Origin of the sequence: Microbacterium sp. USTB-Y, assembly GCF_023703415.1 — a bacterium.
Classification (GTDB): Bacteria; Actinomycetota; Actinomycetes; order Actinomycetales; family Microbacteriaceae; genus Microbacterium.
In genome coordinates, this window is the sequence record NZ_JAGMTU010000004.1 from 450,386 (window position 1) to 467,220 (window position 16,835).

At 69.0% G+C, this 16,835-nt stretch carries 17 protein-coding genes; 6 read left to right on the forward strand and 11 right to left on the reverse strand.

The genetic code is table 11. The annotated features are described in order from the left end of the window. Positions 1-136: 136 nt before the first annotated feature. The 3 genes from J8G10_RS12735 to J8G10_RS12745 all read right to left on the reverse strand — a co-directional run bounded on the left by J8G10_RS12735 (position 137) and on the right by J8G10_RS12745 (position 4,296). Entirely contained in the window at positions 137-1,429 is a 1,293-nt protein-coding gene (locus tag J8G10_RS12735) for an MFS transporter (protein WP_251445321.1), read from the reverse strand. 64 nt (positions 1,430-1,493) lie between these two features. Next, positions 1,494-2,786: an MFS transporter gene (locus J8G10_RS12740; protein ID WP_251445323.1), complete on the reverse strand. Its 1,293-nt coding sequence runs from the start codon at positions 2,784-2,786 to the stop codon at positions 1,494-1,496. 271 nt (positions 2,787-3,057) lie between these two features. Beyond that, a complete protein-coding gene (locus tag J8G10_RS12745) occupies positions 3,058-4,296 on the reverse strand; it encodes a CdaR family transcriptional regulator (protein WP_251445326.1) in 1,239 nt (412 codons plus the stop codon). A 175-nt stretch (positions 4,297-4,471) separates the two neighbouring features. Between J8G10_RS12745 and J8G10_RS12750 the strand changes: the two genes are divergently transcribed. The 6 genes from J8G10_RS12750 (at position 4,472) to J8G10_RS19570 (ending at position 9,877) form a co-directional block, all read left to right on the forward strand. Then, positions 4,472-6,004, forward strand: a complete 1,533-nt coding sequence (locus J8G10_RS12750; RefSeq protein WP_251445329.1) for an NAD(P)/FAD-dependent oxidoreductase — start codon at positions 4,472-4,474, stop codon at positions 6,002-6,004. Then, positions 5,997-6,929 carry an alpha/beta fold hydrolase gene (locus tag J8G10_RS12755; protein ID WP_251445332.1) on the forward strand — a complete coding sequence of 311 codons (933 nt, stop codon included), beginning with the start codon at positions 5,997-5,999 and terminating at the stop codon, positions 6,927-6,929. Before J8G10_RS12750 ends, J8G10_RS12755 begins: the two co-directional genes overlap by 8 nt. Next, positions 6,913-8,331, forward strand: coding sequence for an FAD-dependent oxidoreductase (locus tag J8G10_RS12760; RefSeq protein ID WP_251445334.1), 1,419 nt, complete (start codon positions 6,913-6,915; stop codon positions 8,329-8,331). Before J8G10_RS12755 ends, J8G10_RS12760 begins: the two co-directional genes overlap by 17 nt. Before the next feature lie 5 nt (positions 8,332-8,336). Beyond that, positions 8,337-9,029 carry a hypothetical protein gene (locus tag J8G10_RS12765; protein ID WP_251445337.1) on the forward strand — a complete coding sequence of 231 codons (693 nt, stop codon included), beginning with the start codon at positions 8,337-8,339 and terminating at the stop codon, positions 9,027-9,029. Further along, a complete protein-coding gene (locus J8G10_RS12770; RefSeq protein ID WP_251445339.1) occupies positions 9,026-9,193 on the forward strand; it encodes a hypothetical protein in 168 nt (55 codons plus the stop codon). The genes J8G10_RS12765 and J8G10_RS12770 overlap by 4 nt, the downstream gene beginning before the upstream one ends. Positions 9,194-9,349: 156 nt before the next feature. Further along, on the forward strand, positions 9,350-9,877 hold the full coding sequence (locus J8G10_RS19570; protein WP_251445341.1) for an Lrp/AsnC family transcriptional regulator: 528 nt from the start codon (positions 9,350-9,352) through the stop codon (positions 9,875-9,877). A gap of 2 nt (positions 9,878-9,879) precedes the next feature. Here J8G10_RS19570 and J8G10_RS12780 read toward each other — a convergent pair whose 3' ends face one another. The 8 genes from J8G10_RS12780 to J8G10_RS12815 form a co-directional block, all read right to left on the reverse strand. Continuing rightward, complete coding sequence (locus J8G10_RS12780) at positions 9,880-10,674, reverse strand: IclR family transcriptional regulator C-terminal domain-containing protein (RefSeq protein ID WP_251445344.1); 795 nt, start codon at positions 10,672-10,674, stop codon at positions 9,880-9,882. 126 nt (positions 10,675-10,800) lie between these two features. Continuing rightward, positions 10,801-11,976, reverse strand: a complete 1,176-nt coding sequence (locus J8G10_RS12785) for a thiolase family protein (protein WP_251445347.1) — start codon at positions 11,974-11,976, stop codon at positions 10,801-10,803. After that, positions 11,973-12,644: a 3-oxoacid CoA-transferase subunit B gene (locus J8G10_RS12790; RefSeq protein WP_251445350.1), complete on the reverse strand. Its 672-nt coding sequence runs from the start codon at positions 12,642-12,644 to the stop codon at positions 11,973-11,975. The genes J8G10_RS12785 and J8G10_RS12790 overlap by 4 nt, the downstream gene beginning before the upstream one ends. Continuing rightward, positions 12,641-13,402 (reverse strand): 3-oxoacid CoA-transferase subunit A, encoded by a 762-nt coding sequence (locus J8G10_RS12795; protein WP_251445353.1) that lies wholly within the window; start codon positions 13,400-13,402, stop codon positions 12,641-12,643. The genes J8G10_RS12790 and J8G10_RS12795 overlap by 4 nt, the downstream gene beginning before the upstream one ends. Positions 13,403-13,503: 101 nt before the next feature. Then, positions 13,504-14,307, reverse strand: a complete 804-nt coding sequence (locus J8G10_RS12800; protein WP_251445356.1) for an ABC transporter permease — start codon at positions 14,305-14,307, stop codon at positions 13,504-13,506. A 15-nt stretch (positions 14,308-14,322) separates the two neighbouring features. Continuing rightward, a complete protein-coding gene (locus tag J8G10_RS12805) occupies positions 14,323-15,225 on the reverse strand; it encodes an ABC transporter permease (protein ID WP_251445359.1) in 903 nt (300 codons plus the stop codon). 88 nt (positions 15,226-15,313) lie between these two features. After that, positions 15,314-16,489: an ABC transporter substrate-binding protein gene (locus J8G10_RS12810; RefSeq protein ID WP_251445362.1), complete on the reverse strand. Its 1,176-nt coding sequence runs from the start codon at positions 16,487-16,489 to the stop codon at positions 15,314-15,316. A 57-nt stretch (positions 16,490-16,546) separates the two neighbouring features. Next, a partial coding sequence (locus J8G10_RS12815) for a TOBE domain-containing protein (RefSeq protein WP_251445365.1) occupies positions 16,547-16,835 on the reverse strand: 289 nt, incomplete at its 5' end.

Genomic DNA, 16,835 nt, shown 5'->3' on the forward strand with positions numbered 1-16,835 from the left:
CCCGGTCGCGGACGGCGAGCGCCATCCGCTCAGGGCACAGCGCCGCCTGCCTCCACGGTATTCCCCGCGCGTCCCGAGCGACAGAGCGGCGCGGGCCGCAGCGCGGCGTCCGCGCTCGGCCCGGCCGTCCGGCGGCTCACCGAGCCACGGAGGCGGGGAGGTCTCGAGGCGAGACCCGGATCCCGTACGTCATGAGCGCGCCCACCGCGGACAGCGCGACGGCGGCGACCAGCATGAGCCAGAATCCGCCCACGAGCGCCACGAGCGCGGCGCCGACCAGCGGCCCCAGCAGCTGGCCCAGCTGAGCGGAGACGTTCACGAGCCCGAGGTCCCGCGCGTGATCCTCCGGATCCTTGAGCAGATCCGTGGCGAGCGCGAGGCTCACGGTCATGTAGGCGCCGTAGCCCACGCCCATGAGCGCGGACGCGATCATGGTCATGACCAGGGAGGGACTGACGAGCATCACCACGCCCCAGAGGGTGCCGAACAGCGCCGACAGGACGGTGAGCGTGCGGCGCCGGCGCACCGGATCCGCCGTGACGCGGTCGGACACCCTTCCCGTGACGATCGAGGAGACGACGACGAACACCGTGTAGATGACGATGAGCAGCAGCAGGTCGTCCTGCGCCTCGGCCGCGGGCACCTTCACACCATGGAGAAGGAAGAAGAGCAGCAGCGCGGTGCCGATGGCATTGCCGATGTTCACGACCACGCGGCTGCTCAGCAGCCACAGGAAGTCCCGATCGCGCAGCGACGACGGGCGCCGAGCGGCCGGGCTCCGGACCGACGCGACCATCCGGTGCGCGGGCTCGTCCGGAAGCCCCAGGGCGGTGACGACGCCGATCACGGCGATGAGCGCCGCGAGCACCAGGTACGACTCTAAGATCCCGAGCCCGATCAGCACGACGGTTCCGACCCCCACCACCACGCCGAGCGCCTGGGCCGAGCTCGCCGACGCCGATGCCGCGCCGCGCTGCGTGTCGGGGAGCTGATCCGCGATCATCGCGGTGAGCGCGGCCGAGGCGACCGAGATCCCGACCGACACCACGATCCACGCGGCGCCGATCGGCAGGGGTCCCGACGCGAGCCCGGTGAGGACCAGTCCGATCGCTGCGAGGACGGACCCGCCGATCGCCCAGGGCCGACGACGCCCCCGGCGGGAACGGGTGCGGTCCGACCAGCGACCGGCCAGCGGTCCCGCGACGACGCCGAAGAGTCCGCCTGCGGACAGCACCATGCCGGCCCACAGCACCCCTCCGATCCAGTCGTCGCCCCCGCTGCCGGAATCCAGCTGCAAGGGCAGCAAGAGCTCGATCGGGGTGAGCTGAATCGTCCAGATCGCCAGCCAGGCGAGCGTGAACAAGGTCATCCAGAGCGGACCGACCCGCTTCGACGTAATGCCGGCATGCGGCTCCGAAAGCATGGTCATGAGTGATCCTCCTCTGCGGGATCGCGGCGTCGAACGGACCGCGACCGTGATCGTGGGTTCGGCATCACCGGGCCGCCACGGCGAGCACCGGTGTCAGCGGGGCCTTCAGCCGGATGCCGTAGGTCATGAGAGCTCCCGCCGCGGACAGCACGATGCCTCCGGTGAACAGCAGCCAGAACCCTCCGACGAGGGCCACCAGCCCGGCGCCGAGCAGCGGTGCCACCAGTTGCCCGAGCTGAGCGGACACGTTCACGATCCCGAGATCGCGAGCGTGATCCTCGGGATCCTTGAGCAGGTCGGTCGCGAGGGCCAGGCTCACGGTCGTGTAGGCGCCATAGCCGGTCCCCATGAGCGCCGCGGCGATCATGGTCATGAACAGGGAGGGGCTGATCAGGATCACCGCGCCCCAGACCGTGCCGAACAGGGCGGACATCGCCGTCAGCCCGCGCCGTCGGCGCATCGGCTCGGCGCGGACCCGGTCGGAGACGATGCCGGCGAGGATCGCGGCGATCACGCTGAACACCGTGTACACGATGATGAGGAGAAACAGGTCGTCCTCCGCCTCCGCTGCAGGAACCTTCACCCCGTACAGCAGGAAGAACAGCAGCAGCACGGTGCCGAAGGCGTTGCCGATGTTCACGACCAGGCGGCTGCCCACCAGCCACAGGAAGTCCCGATCGCGCAGCGACGACCGGCGACCGGCGGCCGGGCCCCGGACGGGAGCGACCATCCGGTGCGCGGGCTCGTCCGGAAGCCACAGAGCGGTGACGACGCCGACCACGAGGATGAGCGCCGCGAGCACCAGGTACGACTCGAAGATCCCGAGCCCGATCAGCACGATGGCGCCGATCCCCACGACGACGCCGAGTGCCTGCGCCGAGCTGGCGGCAGCCGATGCCGCGCCCCGCTGGGTGTCGGGCAGTTGATCGGCGATCATCGCGGTGAGCGCCGTCGCGGCGACCGAGATCCCCACGGAGACCAGGATCCAGGCGCCGCCGACCGCCACGGGGCCGGATGCGGGGCCGGTCAGCACCAGACCGGCCGCCGAGAGCAGGGATCCCCCGATCGCCCAGGGCCGACGACGCCCCCAGCGGGAACGGGTGCGGTCCGACCAGCGGCCGGCCAGCGGAGCCGCGACGACGCCGATGATCCCCCCTGCGGAGAGCACGGCGCCGGACCAGACGACCCCGCCGATCCAGTCCTCACCCCGGGTTCCGGTGTCCAGTTGCAACGGGAGCAGAAGCTGGATCGGAGTGAACTGGATCGTCCAGATCGCCAGCCAGGCGAGCGTGAACAAGGTCATCCAGAGCGGCCCCACCCGCTTCGGCACGCTGTGGGGATCGGAGAGTTCGGTCATGGTCGTGCCTCCTCGTCGAGTGCTGGACCAGATGACCTCGGGGTCACTGCGGCGGTGAGGCACGACCTGCTCGCCACGCGCGCAGGGGCGCGAGTGCGTCGACAGTGACGGCATACGGACCGGGTGATTCCGCGTCCCGCAGATCTGGTGGAGACAGTCTGATCCGAGGGGGATCCGATCACCACGACAGGCCGCACCTGGTTGCGACGAACGAGGTGCACCGTGCACCCGCGCCGATACCCGGCACCGGGGGCTGCCCTCGCCGAGGGCGTCAGTCGGAGAGGGCCGCGAGACCGGGCGCGAGTTCGAGCACCAGCAGCGCCGCCGCGACGTGGGTGGGGTTGTCCTCCACGGTGACCACGGAGAGCTCGTTGGCCCGGGAGACCCGGCGCTCGACCGTGTTCCGGTGCAGGTAGAGCCGTGCCGCCGCCCGCGTGGTGTTGAAGCCGCACTGCACATAGGTCAGCAGCGCCTCCCGCAGGGTCTCATCCGCCGTGGCCAGCGACCCGAGGGTCTTCGTCACGAACCGCTGCGCACCGGCGCGATCCTTGGTGAGGCTGTCGATGAGCTCGACGTCGGCATAGGCCGTGAACCGGCGATCCGATTGCAGCCGCATGAGCATCACGTGCGCCGCGAGCGCGTCCTGATGGCTCGAGCGGAACCCCTCGAGCCCCTCCCCGGGCCGGCCGAGGGCGGCCCGGATGCCCGTAGCGCCGAGGACGGCCTTTTCCGCGTGGTGCAGGTCGGGAGCCTCGGGGCCGGACAGCCACACCCATCGCGAGGCCGCGCTCGCGCGTGCCACGAGCAGGGTGCCCGGATGGCTTGCCGTGCGCAGCGCCGCCACCGCCTCGTCCAGCGCGCCGTCCTGGTCGGGGGAGTCGGTCCAGAGGATGAGTGCGACGTGCCGGCGCGCCATCCGATAGCTCAGGCGTTCCTCCGCGAGGTCCTGGGTCATCGGCGCTCCACCGACGATCAGCTGGATCATGGCCAGGGCCTGGGCGTCTGCGTTGCCCATCGAGGCGGCCAGGCTGACCTCGCGCAGCACCGCCACCGAGTCGAGGGCGTACTGCACCAGCGAGTGCGCCGACACATCCAGCACCTCGACGAGGATTTCGGGATCGGCGCAGCTCGCGACGCACACCTCGAGCCAGCGGCGCCACGCGATGGCCAGCGCCGCCCGCCACCCGGCGACGTAGTCGGGAGCGATGCCGCGCGAGACGAGATCGGCGATGTAGGCCGCGGAGCGGGGGCCCACGTAGGGATCCACGCGCTGGCCGGGGTGCTGGATGTTCGAGGTGAGCCAGTGCACGATGTCGGCGCGATTGAGCTCGCGGTCCTCCGCCAGCAGCGAGGCGTCCGCGAGCAGGGCGGCGTTGCCGTGCGCCTGAGCCACGACAGTCGGTTCCGCCAGCGCCTCGGCGATCGTGTCCGCCTCTGCCAGGAGCCGCTCGCAGATGGACCGGAGCAGGGCGGCCGTCGCAGGGCTCGGCTCGGGCCACAAATCTTCCATAACGGCAGTCTGCCCCTCGCACGTCGGGATGTCATCGGAACGAGTGCGCGCATCGTCGTCTCGCGTGTGCACACTGCACCTGTGCCGCCGGAAGCGGGTGCGCCCTGTCGTGGTGACGGGAGCAGGTCGCCGTTCAGACTGTGGACACCAGTTGTCGAGGTGCGAGGAGTCGATGATGACTGAAACAGAATCCGGCGTGGTCGAGGAGTTCGACATCGTCGTGATCGGGGCGGGGATCTCGGGGATCGGTGCGGCGACGTATTTCAGCCGCGAGTTGCCCGGCAGGTCCCTGGTCGTCCTGGAGGGCCGCGAGAGCATCGGCGGAACCTGGGATCTGTTCCGCTACCCGGGCATCCGGTCGGATTCCGATCTGCACACCTTCGGCTACGAGTTCAAGCCCTGGCGCCACGAGAACGCGATCGCCGACGCTTCGCTGATCCTGGACTACCTCCACGAGACGGTCGACGAGAACGCGCTCTCCCGTCTCATCCGGACGGGGCACCGCGTACGCCAGGCGGAGTGGGCCTCCGCGGACTCGAGGTGGACCCTCACCGTCGGAACGACGGACCCCGCGACGGGAACGTCCCTGACGAAGACGATCAAGGCAGGGTGGGTGTTCGCCGCCACCGGGTACTACCGGTACGACGAGGGCTACTCGCCCGTCTTCGAGGGGAGTGAGGACTTCGAGGGCACCATCGTGCATCCGCAGCACTGGCCGGACGACCTCGACTACGGCGGCAAGAAGGTCGTCATCATCGGCAGCGGCGCCACCGCCGTCACGATCGTGCCCGCGATGACCAAGGGGCCCGGCGCCGCCGCACACGTCACGATGCTGCAGCGCACGCCGACCTACGTCATGCCGATCCCGCGTGTCGACCGCCTTGCCCTCGCCCTCACTAAGGTGCTCGGCGACAAACGCGGCTACGCGGCGACGCGTTACAAGAACATCTGGCAGGAGCACTTCATCGTCGAGGGGCTGCGCCGGTTCCCGCGAGCCGGCCGCGCTTTGATCCGGCACGAGAACATCAAGAGACTGGGCAAGGACTTCGACGTCGACACGCACTTCAACCCGCCCTACGACCCCTGGGATCAGCGGCTGTGCGCCGCTCCGGACGGCGACTTCTTCCAGACCCTGAAGGCGGGCGATGCCTCCATCGTCACCGACAGCATCACCCGGCTCAGCGAACGCGGCATCCTGCTGAGCTCGGGCGAGGAGCTCGAGGCCGACATCATCGTGACGGCCACCGGGCTCAACCTGCAGCTCTTCGACGGCATGCCGATCCTGGTCGACGGTGAACGGGTCGACCTGGCGGACACCGTCGCCTATCGCGGAACGCTGCTCAGCGGGATCCCGAACTGGGCCATGGCCATCGGCTACACGACGTCCTCCTGGACCCTCAAGGTGAGCCTGCTCTGCCGCTACTTCATCGATCTCGTGAAGCACATGGATGCCCATGGATACGACACGGTCGTGCCGATCGCGACCCCGGGCATGGAGACCAGGCCCGTCATGGACCTCCAGTCCGGCTATGCCAAGCGCGGCGAGAGGGTCCTCCCCCGCCAGGGCATGGTGAAGCCCTGGCGCACGATGATGTCCTACCCCCAGGACGCCAAGGCGCTGCGTGGACCGGTCTTCGACGAGCACCTCGTCTTCGGGACGAGATCCGCATCCCGTCGCGTTGACGAAGGGCACATCGCTCATGTCTGACGTCTCCGCAGAAGGCGTCGACCAGTTCGTCACGGTCCCCTCCGGGATGAGGATCTGCTTCCGCGACGCAGGCGACAGGACCGACCCCGTGATCCTGCTCCTCGCCGGCCTCGGCGAGGACCTCACGTTCTGGACCGGCTCGGTGGTGCACGCGCTCGTCGGCCGCGGCTTCCGCGTCGTCTCGATCGACAATCGCGACGTAGGCCGGTCCGGCTTCGCGACCACGCCGCCGCCCGCGCTCTGGCGGCAAGTGCTCGCGCGCCCGCGCCGCGACGGCTACACGCTGTCGGACATGGCCCGGGATGCGATCGGCGTGCTCGACCATCTCGGCGTCGAGCAGGTGCACCTGGTCGGCCGTTCGATGGGCGGGATGATCGCGCAGACGATCGCCGCGATGGAGCCCGGCCGCGTCCTGTCGCTCACGTCGATCTACTCGACCACCGGGGCGCGCAAGGTCGGCCAGCCCGCGTCGTCGACGATCCGCATCCTCATGGGGCCCGACTCCCGCACCAGGACCGACGCGGTGCGCGCGCACCTGCGGATCACACGGCACATCTCGGGGACGGGGTATCCGATCGACGACGCCGCCGAGGCCGCCCTCGCCGCGCGGGGCTGGGACCGCGCCGCCGGGGACCTCGCCGCCGGTGGGGCGCGCCAGATCCAGGCGATCCAGCTCTCCGGAGATCGGACCGCGCAGCTCGGCCGGATCACGGCCCCCACCCTCGTGATCAACGGAGACCGCGACCTCATGGTCGCCGAGACCGGGGGCACGGCGACCGTCCGGGCGATCCGCGGGGCGCAGCACGTCGTCATCCCCGGCATGGGGCACCACATGCCCGAGTCCCTGATCGAGACGATCACCGGGTACATCGCACAGCACGCAGCACGCGTCAACGAAGGAGGAGAGCATGTCGAAATCTCTTGAGTCCAGAACCAGTGTCGACGTCGTCGTCGTCGGTGCCGGCTTCTCCGGCCTGAGCGCCGCGGAGCGTCTGGTGGAGCTGGGACTCTCGGTCGTCGTGCTGGAGGGCCGCGACCGGGTCGGGGGCCGCGTGCGCACCGGCGAGGTCGCCGGGGTGCCGGTCGACTTCGGCGGCACCTGGGTCTCGCCGCGGCACACGGCGATCCGCGATCTCGCCCAGCGGTACGGCTGCTCGATCACGCCACAGTTCGCGGACGGTCGGAACACTCTGTGGATGGGCGGACGCCGCCGCACGTACAAGGGGACGATCCCCCCAGTGTCGCCGCTGACCGTGGTGAACATGGCGCGCGTCCAGATGGCGATCGAGAAGCTCGTGGCCACGATCGACCCGGAAGCCGGCTGGCGGTCGCCGAACGCCGCGGAACTCGATGCGATCTCCTTCGGCCAGTGGCTCGGGCAGCAGCGTGCCGGCGCAGCGACCCGCGCCCTGATGAACATGGTCAGTCGCGTGCAGTGGGGCGCCAGCCCGGATGACCTCTCGATGCTGTCGATCCTGAGGTACATCCGAGGTGCGGGGGGCTTCGACCACATGCTCGACGTCGAGAACGGGATGCAGCAGGATCGCATCACCGAGACGACGCAGGAGATCGCCAAGCGGGTCGCCGCGCACCTCGGCGACCGCGTCCGACTCAGCTCCCCCGTGCGTCGCATCGCGCAGGACGGGACCGGCGTCACCGTCGATACAGACGCCGAGTCGATCACGGCCCGGTACGCCATCGTGACCACGGCGACGATGCACCGCAAGGACATCGCGTTCGAGCCCGCGCTGTCCGAACGCGCGGTGAGCCTTTCCAAACTCTGGCGGCTGGGCGGGCTGAGCAAGGCGTTCGTCGCCTACGAGACCCCCTTCTGGCGCAAGGAAGGCGTCTCGGGTGAGGGAGTCTCCGACACGGGCGCGGTGTTCGCCACCTTCGATGTCGGCCCCGACGATGGCCCCGGCGTCCTGCTCGGGTTCTGCGACGCGGTGCTGTTCGACGGCTTCGACCAGGAGACCCGCCGTAAGCGCGTCATCGAGCAGATGGTCGCCCTCTACGGTCCGCAGGCACAGAACCCGATCGACTACGTCGACCATCGTTGGCTCGAGGAGGACTTCGCCCCCGGCGGACCGAACCCTGCGCTCGCGCCGCTCGCGCTGACGAGCTACGCCACGGAGCTCACGGAGCCGCATGGGCGCGTCGAGTGGGCGGGCACCGAGACTGCGGCCGAATCGTCCGGGTGCATGAACGGCGCTGTCGTCACCGGCCAGCAGGCGGCAGAGCGGGTCGCTCGGCGCATCGCGGACGACTCCGTCCGCAGCGACCCGCGGGCCTCTGCGCGGGTCGGTCAGACCATCGGAAAGGACTGAGGATCATGATCGAGACGCTCTTCATCGTCGCAGACGCGTGGCTGATCTTCGTGGGCTTCGTCTTCGGAGTGAAGTTCATTCGGAGGTTCCACAACTACTTCCTCGGCATCGAAAGCCTCGTCGTGGGCACCTCGGCGACGAATTTTCTGCTCTGGTCGCTCTTCAGCGGGGACCCGAAGAACCCGATGTACACCATCGCTTACTTCCTCGACGCGTTCTCGCGCTCGTTCGGATTCACCCTCGTCCTCATCCTCGGGCTGATGATGGTGACGCATCGCTACAAGCCGGCCCTCTGGCACGAGATCGGCGCATTCGCGCTCGCCGCCATCGCGGGCGGCTACCTGGTGACGCTGCATCACAACGGCGCATATGGTGTCGTGCCCGCGACGTTCTTCCTGGTCATGAACGTGATCGCCTCGTTCTTCCTGGTCTACTTCGCGAGCCGGATCTGGCGAACAGGAGCACGCGGGTGGGCCGTGGCCACCACGCTGATCACGGTGGTGGCGATGGTGATCGCGCTCTCGTACGACTTCTTCCCCTGGTCGTTCGACGACGCCTACCGCACCTACTTCTACACCGCCGCGCTGGCGACGTGGGGCACGCAGGGCTTCATCTACTACTTCGGCTACAAAGCGCTCCACAGCCGCAGTGAGCGGATCGACGCCGCTCCCGCAAAGAAGGCGCGGGTGACGGCATGAACCCGCTGTACCGGAACGTCGGGTACACGACCTTCTCGGGCTGGATCGACTCGCCTGCGGATCTCGCGCCGCCTCTGCAGGAGACCCTCGAGTGCGACGTCGCCGTGGTGGGCGGCGTGGGCGGGATGTCGACATGCAGTCCCACGGCGACGAGGTCGTCCTGACGAGGGCCCGCGGACGAGTGTGGCGCGAGCAACAGCAAATTCTCCTCTGAGGATCCTCGCACCGCTAGAATTCGACATGGCAAGACTTCTCCGAAGATTCTTCACCAGAGCGGATCCCGGCGAAGGGGATCCATCGACATCGGAGGCACAGGCACGGTGAACCGCGCACGATCGGCCCGACCCCTCGACGCGATCGACGAGAAGATCGTCTGGGAGCTCCGGCGCGAGGCGCGCATCAGCAACAACGAGCTCGCTGCCCGCGTCAACGTCTCGCCTTCCACGGCTCTCACCCGCCTGCGCGCGCTGCGCGAATCGGGGGTGATCACCTCGGCGCATGCCCAGTACGACATGACGGCGCTCGGGCTCGACCTTCATGCCATCGTCTTCATCCGTCTGAAGCCGGGCACGCAGAGCAGCAGCCGCGACTACGCCGAGCGCGCCGTGAAGTTCGTCAACGTGGTGAACGTCTTCCTCATGGGCGGCAACTACGACCTGCTCGTGCATGTCGCCTGCACATCGAGCGACCAGCTGCAGCAGCTCGTCGCCCAGCAGATCGCGGCGGACCCGGTAGTGGCCTCGGCACAGGCCCACATCGTCTTCGAGCACCTCATCGCCGCGCAGCACATGGACCATGTGGACGGCTTCCCGGTCATGCGCGGAGAGCGCCCGCTCGACCCGCTCTGAGCTCAGAGCAGCCGCAGATCCGCCTCGATCGCCGCCTGCGCCTCGAGCAGCAGCGGGAGATGATGATCGCGCAGCGTGTCGAGCGAATCCCGCGTCGCACTGGTCGACACGTTGACCGCGGCCACCACCGCTCCGTCGCGATTGCGCACCGGCACCGCCACCGACCGCAGACCCGTCTCCAGCTCCCCGTCGACCAGCGCCCAGCCCTGCGCCCGTACGCGATGGAGCTCGGCGAGGAGCTCGTCCTCATCCACGATCGTCCGCTCCGTGAGCGCGCGCGGAGGGTCCTCGGCCAGCACCGCGGCGATGGTCTGCTCCGAAGCCGACGCGAGCAGCACCCGCCCCATGCTCGTGGCGTAGGCGGGGAAGCGGGTGCCGATCGTGATCCCCACGGTCATGATGCGACGCGTGGGAACGCGAGCCACGTAGACGATCTCCGTGTCGGCCAGGACCGCCGCCGACACGGACTCCTCGACGGCACGCGAGAGCCGCTCCAAGTGGGGCTGCAGCGTCTCGGGCAGCGACAGAGCCGACAGATAGCTGAAGCCGAGTTCGAGCACCTTCGGCGTGAGCGCGAAGAGCCGACCTCTGGCGCGCACGTAGCCGAGGGTCTCCAGCGTGCGCAGGAACCGGCGCGCGGCCGCGGGGGGCATCTCGGTCCGACGCGCGACATCGCTCAGCGCGAGCTCCGGATGCTCCGCATCGAAGGCGCGGATCACGGCGAGACCGCGCGCGAGCGACTGCACGAAATCCGGATCGCTTCTCTGCTCCGCCACAACGGTCCTCTCAGATGACATGGCGGCGTGCTGTGGCACTGCGCGGCCTGCGCAACACGCTACACGACACGGCGAGAGCCGCCTGCGCGCCGAACGTCCCCCGCATCCGCGTCCGTACCCGCGCGATCCGCACGGGCGGCCGTCGGATCAGCGCTCGATCACGACGGCCAGCCCCTGGCCCACGCCGATGCAGATCGCCGCGACGGCCACTCCCCCGCCACGGCGGGCGAGCTCCTGTGCGGCGTGGCCGATGATCCGTCCGCCGGAGGCCCCCAGCGGATGCCCGATCGCGATCGCCCCGCCATGGACGTTCACCCGGTCGGGGTCGAGTTCCGGCCAGCCCTTCACGCATGCGAGGGACTGCGCCGCGAATGCCTCGTTCAGCTCCACGAGATCGACGTCCGCCCAGGATCTCCCGGCCCGCGCGAGCGCCTTGTTCGCCGCCTCGATCGGAGCGATCGGGAAGACATCGGGGTCGACGCCGTGGGCCGCCCGGCCGGTGATTCGCGCCAGGGGTTCGGATTCGAGCGCTCCCTCGGCGCCGAGCAGGATCGCGGAGGCGCCGTCGTTGATCGGCGAGGAGTTCCCCGCGGTGACCGTCCCCTCGCCGTCCGCGGCGAACAGGGCTGTGAGCCCGGCGAGCTTCTCGACCGTGCTGCCGTCGCGGATCCCCTCGTCGCGGACGAGCTCGCAGCCCGGCACCGGCACGATCTCCGCGTCGTAACGGCCGTCGGCCCAGGCCAGAGCGGCGAGTTCGTGCGAGCGCACCGAGAAGGCGTCCTGGGCCTCGCGTGTGATGCCCCACTCCCGGGCGATCTTCTCGGCCGACTCGCCGTTCGAGATCGTCCAGGGCCGGGGCAGCGCCGGGTTGGTCATCCGCCAGCCGATCGAGGTGTTCCACATCGTCTGATTGCCGACCGCCGGCCACGGCTTGGGCGACTTCTCCACCACGAACGGAGCACGGGACATGGACTCCACGCCGCCGGCCAGGATCAGCTCGGCGTCCCCCGCCTCGATCGCGCGGGAACCCTGGATGACCGCCTCGACGGAGGAGGCGCAGAGCCGGTTCACGGTCGTCCCGGTGACCGAGGTCGGGAAACCCGCGAGCAGCGCCCCGAACCGGGCGACGTTGCGGTTGTCCTCGCCGGCCTGGTTCGCATCGCCGAAGATCACGTCGGCGATCCGTGCCGGATCCACTCCGGCGCGATCGACGACCGCACGCATCACCACCGCGGCCAGGTCGTCGGGGCGCACCCCGGAGAGCGCGCCCCCGGCGCGCCCGAACGGGGTGCGCACGGCGTCGTAGATGTAGGTGCCGGTCACGGTCGTCCTCCCGCAGCGACGGACGCGGTCGCGTCGATCAGGTCCAGCCCGGTGATCGTCCGCAGTTCCGTCACGGTGTTGTCGCCGAACAGATCCCGAACCGCGAAGCCGTCCGCGGTGACGTCGAAGACCGCGTGATCGGTGTACACCCGCGACACGCAGCCGACGCCGGTGAGCGGGTAGGTGCAGACCGCGACGAGCTTGGACTCCCCCTGCTTGGTGAGCAGATCAGTCATCACGAAGACGGCCTTCGCGCCGATCGCGAGGTCCATCGCCCCGCCCACGGCGGGGATCGCCCCGGGCGCCCCGGTCGACCAGTTCGCAAGATCGCCGTTCTCGGCGACCTGGAAGGCCCCGAGGACGCACACGTCCAGATGCCCGCCGCGCATCATCCCGAAGGAGTCCGCGTGGTGGAAGTAGGCGGCGCCGGGCACCGCCGTCACGGCCTGCTTGCCGGCGTTGATGAGATCCGGATCCACCCAGCCGGCCTCGGGCGCCGGCCCCATGCCGAGCATGCCGTTCTCGGTGTGCAGGATGATCTCCTCGTCCCGCGGGAGATAGTCGGCGACGAGGGTCGGGGCCCCGATGCCGAGATTGACGATCGATCCCTCGGGGATGTCGGCCGCGATCCGCGCGGCGAGCTCCTCCCGGCTGATCCGCTTGTTCATCGCACACCTCCGTGCTGCTCGGCGGACGCGCCTCCCAGCGCGGCGCCCTCCAGGTCGACGCCGCCGATGAACTCACCGCAGCAGAGCCAGCGCCGCTCCCCCACGGCGACCACCCGGTCCACGAACACACCGGGCGTGACCACGCTCTCTGGATCCAGGGTGCCCAGCTCGGCGAACTCGTCGACCTGCACGACGGTCCGTGCGGCCGCCGTGGCCATGATCGGGCCGAAGTTGCGAGCAGTCGCGCGGTACACGAGGTTGCCCCAGCGGTCGGCGCTGCGCGCGCTGATGAGCGCGACGTCGGCGCGGATCGGGTACTCCAGCGCGTAGATCCGGCCGTCGATCTCCCGCGTTTCCTTGCCCTCGGCCAGCAGCGTTCCCACGCCCGTGGGGGTGAAGAAGGCGCCGATCCCGGCCCCCGCCGCACGGATCCGCTCGGCGAGGTTCCCCTGCGGCACGAGTTCGAGCTCGATGCTCCCGTCACGGTAGAGCCCGTCGAACACCCACGAGTCCGACTGCCGCGGGAACGAGCAGATGATCTTCCGCACGCGTCGCTCGGCGAGCAGCGCGGCGAGTCCGGTGTCGCCGTTGCCGGCGTTGTTGCTGACGATCGTCAGATCGCCCGCCCCCTGCGCGATGAGGGCGTCGATCAGTTCGATCGGCTGGCCCGCTCTGCCGAATCCGCCGATCATGACGGTGGCGCCGTCGGCCACGCCGGCCACGGCTTCCTCGGCCGTCGACACTCTCTTGTCGATCATCTTCGGACTCCTTTTTCGCTATACGAAGCGTTGTTCGCTTGTCGAATAGTACAACACGGGCCTGGGACGGACGCGAAGCCCGCCGAGGATGTCCCTCCTCATCAGCTCTTCGCGTCGCCGGATCCGTCGCCGAGCCGCTGCGCGATGGCGATCGGCACGATCGACACCACGATGAGCACGACCGCGATCACCGCGATGATCGGAGCCTGCCCCGGCCGCAGCATGTTGTTCATGATGAAGATCGGCAGTGTCGTCACGCCCTGGCCCGCGGTGAAGGTCGTCACGATGATCTCGTCGAAGGACAGCGCGAACGCGAGCAGGGCGCCGACGAGCAGCGCCGACCGGAGCTGCGGGAAGGTCACCAACCGGAACGTCGTCCAGATGCCCGCGCCGAGATCGGCCGACGCCTCCTCGAAGCTGGTGCCGGTGCGGCGGAGCCGGGCGATCACGTTGTTGAAGACGGTCACGATGCAGAAGGTCGCGTGCGCGACGGCGACCGTCCACAGGGAGAGGTCGATGCCGAGGATCGTGCGGAAGAAGTTGTTCAGCGCGATGCCCGTGACGATGCCGGGAAGCGCCATGGGCAGGATGACCAGCATGTTCACCGCCTCCCGCCCGAAGAACCGGAAGCGGTGCAGAGCGAAGGCGATGAGGGTGCCGAGGATCAGGGCGATCGCCGTGGCGATGACGGCGACGACGATGCTCGTTCCCGTCGCCTCGAGCGCGCCCGCGTTCGTGAACGCCCGCCCCCACCACTCCAGCGTGAAACCCGGGGGTGGCCAGGTGAGGGACTTGGAGGTCGAGAAGGAGTTGAGCACGACCACGAGCAGCGGGACGTAGACCACCGCCAGGATCACCCCCGAGACGATGCCCAGTGCGATGCGGGCGGATGACGAGAGGCGCATGTCGGGACTCCGGATCTAGAGGTTGTCGAGGGCGCCGGTACGGCGGACGATGAACAGGTAGAGCGAGATCACCAGGAGCGGGATCAGCGCGATGGCGGCAGCCAGGGGCAGGTTGTTCGCGCTGCCGACGTTGTCGTAGACGAGGTTGCCGATCATCTGGCTGGTGCCGCCGACGATGCGCACGGTGATGTAGTCTCCGAGCGTCAGCGAGAAGCTGAAGATCGTGCCGGCGATGATCGCGGGGACCGCGAGCGGGAGCACGATCGAGCGGATCGTGCGCCAGCTCCGACCGCCGAGGTCGCTCGACGCCTCGAGCAGCGAGTCGGGAACCTTCTCCATGCCGGCCTGGATCGGCAGGATGACGAAGGGCAGCCAGAGATAGGCGAGTGCGATGATCGTCGCGGGGACGCCGTAACCGGGAGTGCTGCCGAGCAACCAGGTCATGAGGCCGTCATCGGACAGCACGGAGCGCCAGGCGTATACCTTGACGAGGTACGAAGCCCACAGCGGCATCAGCACGAGGATCATCATGATCCGGCGGGTGCGGACGGTGGCCACCTTCGACATGAAGAACGCGATCGGCAGGGCGAGGGCGACGTCGATCACGGTGACCGCCAGCGCGATCCCGACCGTGCGCAGCGTGACGACCTGATAGAGGGATCCGGTGATCACCTCGACGACGTTGTCCAGTGTGAACGACGTGCTGATCTCACCGGTGAAGCTGTCGGTGCTCCAGAACGCGGTGACGAGCAGCAGCGCGAGCGCGACGACATAGACGACCCCGAGCCAGAACAGCGGGGCCGTGAGCAGCAGCGCGAGCCGGAGGCGCGGGTGCGCGTACAGGAAGGAGGAGAGCCGCCGGGCGGGGCTCGAGACCGGTGATGCGATGGCTCGCGAGACCGCGGTGGGGTTGCTCATGGACGAACTCCTCTGTTCGATGCAAGACGGCTGGAGAGCGGGTGCGGAGCCGGGATCCTGTCCCGCCGCCCCGCACCCGCGGAGCCGATCAGCCCTTGATCTCCTGCCACGCCTTCGTCCATGCCGCGTAGTCGACGCACTTCACGTCGGTGCGGCCGTCGAGGCATCTCTCGATGGGCGTGGTCCAGTACCAGATCTTGTTGGCGTAGTCGGCGTCGCCGCCGTGGTAGACGGCGCAGTCGTCGCGGAGGTCGCATGCCGCCTGGCTGGCCGGCGCCTCGCCGAAGTACGCCGTGGCCTGGGCGTTGACCTTCGGGCTGATGATGTAGTCGAGCCACGCGTAGGAGCAGTTCGGGCTCTTCGTCTTCGAGGAGATCATCCAGGTGTCGCTCCAGCCCGTGGCGCCCTCCGATGGCAGGACGACTCCGGTGTTGCCCCCTTCGCCCTCGAGCGTGTTCTGCATCACCTGCCAGCTGGTGCCGACGACGGTGTTTCCCGATTTGAAGGACTGCACCTCCTTGAGGTAATCGGCCCAGTACTCGGAGACGTTCGGCTTCTGCTCCTTGAGGAGCTGCACGGCGGCGTCGAACTGCTTCTGGTCGAGCGCATAGGGGTTCTTGATGCCGAGCTCCGGCTTGTGGGCCATGAGGTAGACGGCCGCGTCGGCGATGTAGATCGGGGAGTCGTAGGCGGTCACCTTGCCCTGGTGCTCCGAAGCCTTGTCGAACACGACATCCCACGAGGTCGGGGCGGTCGGGAAGGCGGTCTTGTCGTACAGCAGCACATTGGCGCCATAGCCGTGCGGCACGCCGTAGTTCTTGCCGTCCACGGTGTTCCACGCCTTGTCCTTGAGGTAGTCGAAGACACCGGCGTAGTTCTTCAGGAGTTTCATGTTCACGGGCTGAACGACTCCGGAGGCGACCAGGCGCAGCGACGCGTCACCGGAGGCCGACACGACGTCGTAATTGCCCGTCTTCATGAGGTTGAACGCCTCGTCCGAGGTCCCGAAGGTCTTGACGGTGACCTGGCACCCGGTCTCCTTCTCGAACGGCTTCACCCAGTCGATGCTCGGATCCGTCGAGCCGTCCTCTGCAAGCCCCGGCCAGGCGAGCACCGACAGGGTGCTCTCGTTCTTGCCGAGCTTGTCCAGAGGACCGGAGGCGGCGCCGCCACCCGCCCCGGACGTGCCGCAGCCGGAGAGTGCGGCGATCACCGCCGTGGCGAGGCCGACGGCCGCGAAGACCTTCAAGGATCTGGTGCGCATGGGATACTCCTTTGTTTCTCTTGCGTGTGTCTCGTCCTCGCGGGTGCGAGGACGTCGTCAACGGGCGCCGACTGTGCGGATGGTGCGGGAGGGGGTGTCGTTCTGCTCGGCGATGGGTGCGTCGCCCAGGGCGACGACGTCCGCATCCCGCCAGGACACGAACACCCGATCGCCATGGCTCCCGTGCGCGCGACCCCCAGCGTTCTGCTGCAGCACCGCGACCCGCGGCCCCTGATCCAGATCCACGACCAGCCGCACCCCGGAACCGAGATAGATCGCCTCCGCGACCACCCCCGCCGCCGACCGCGACCCCGCCTCCGTCGACGGGCCGGCACCGACGAGCATC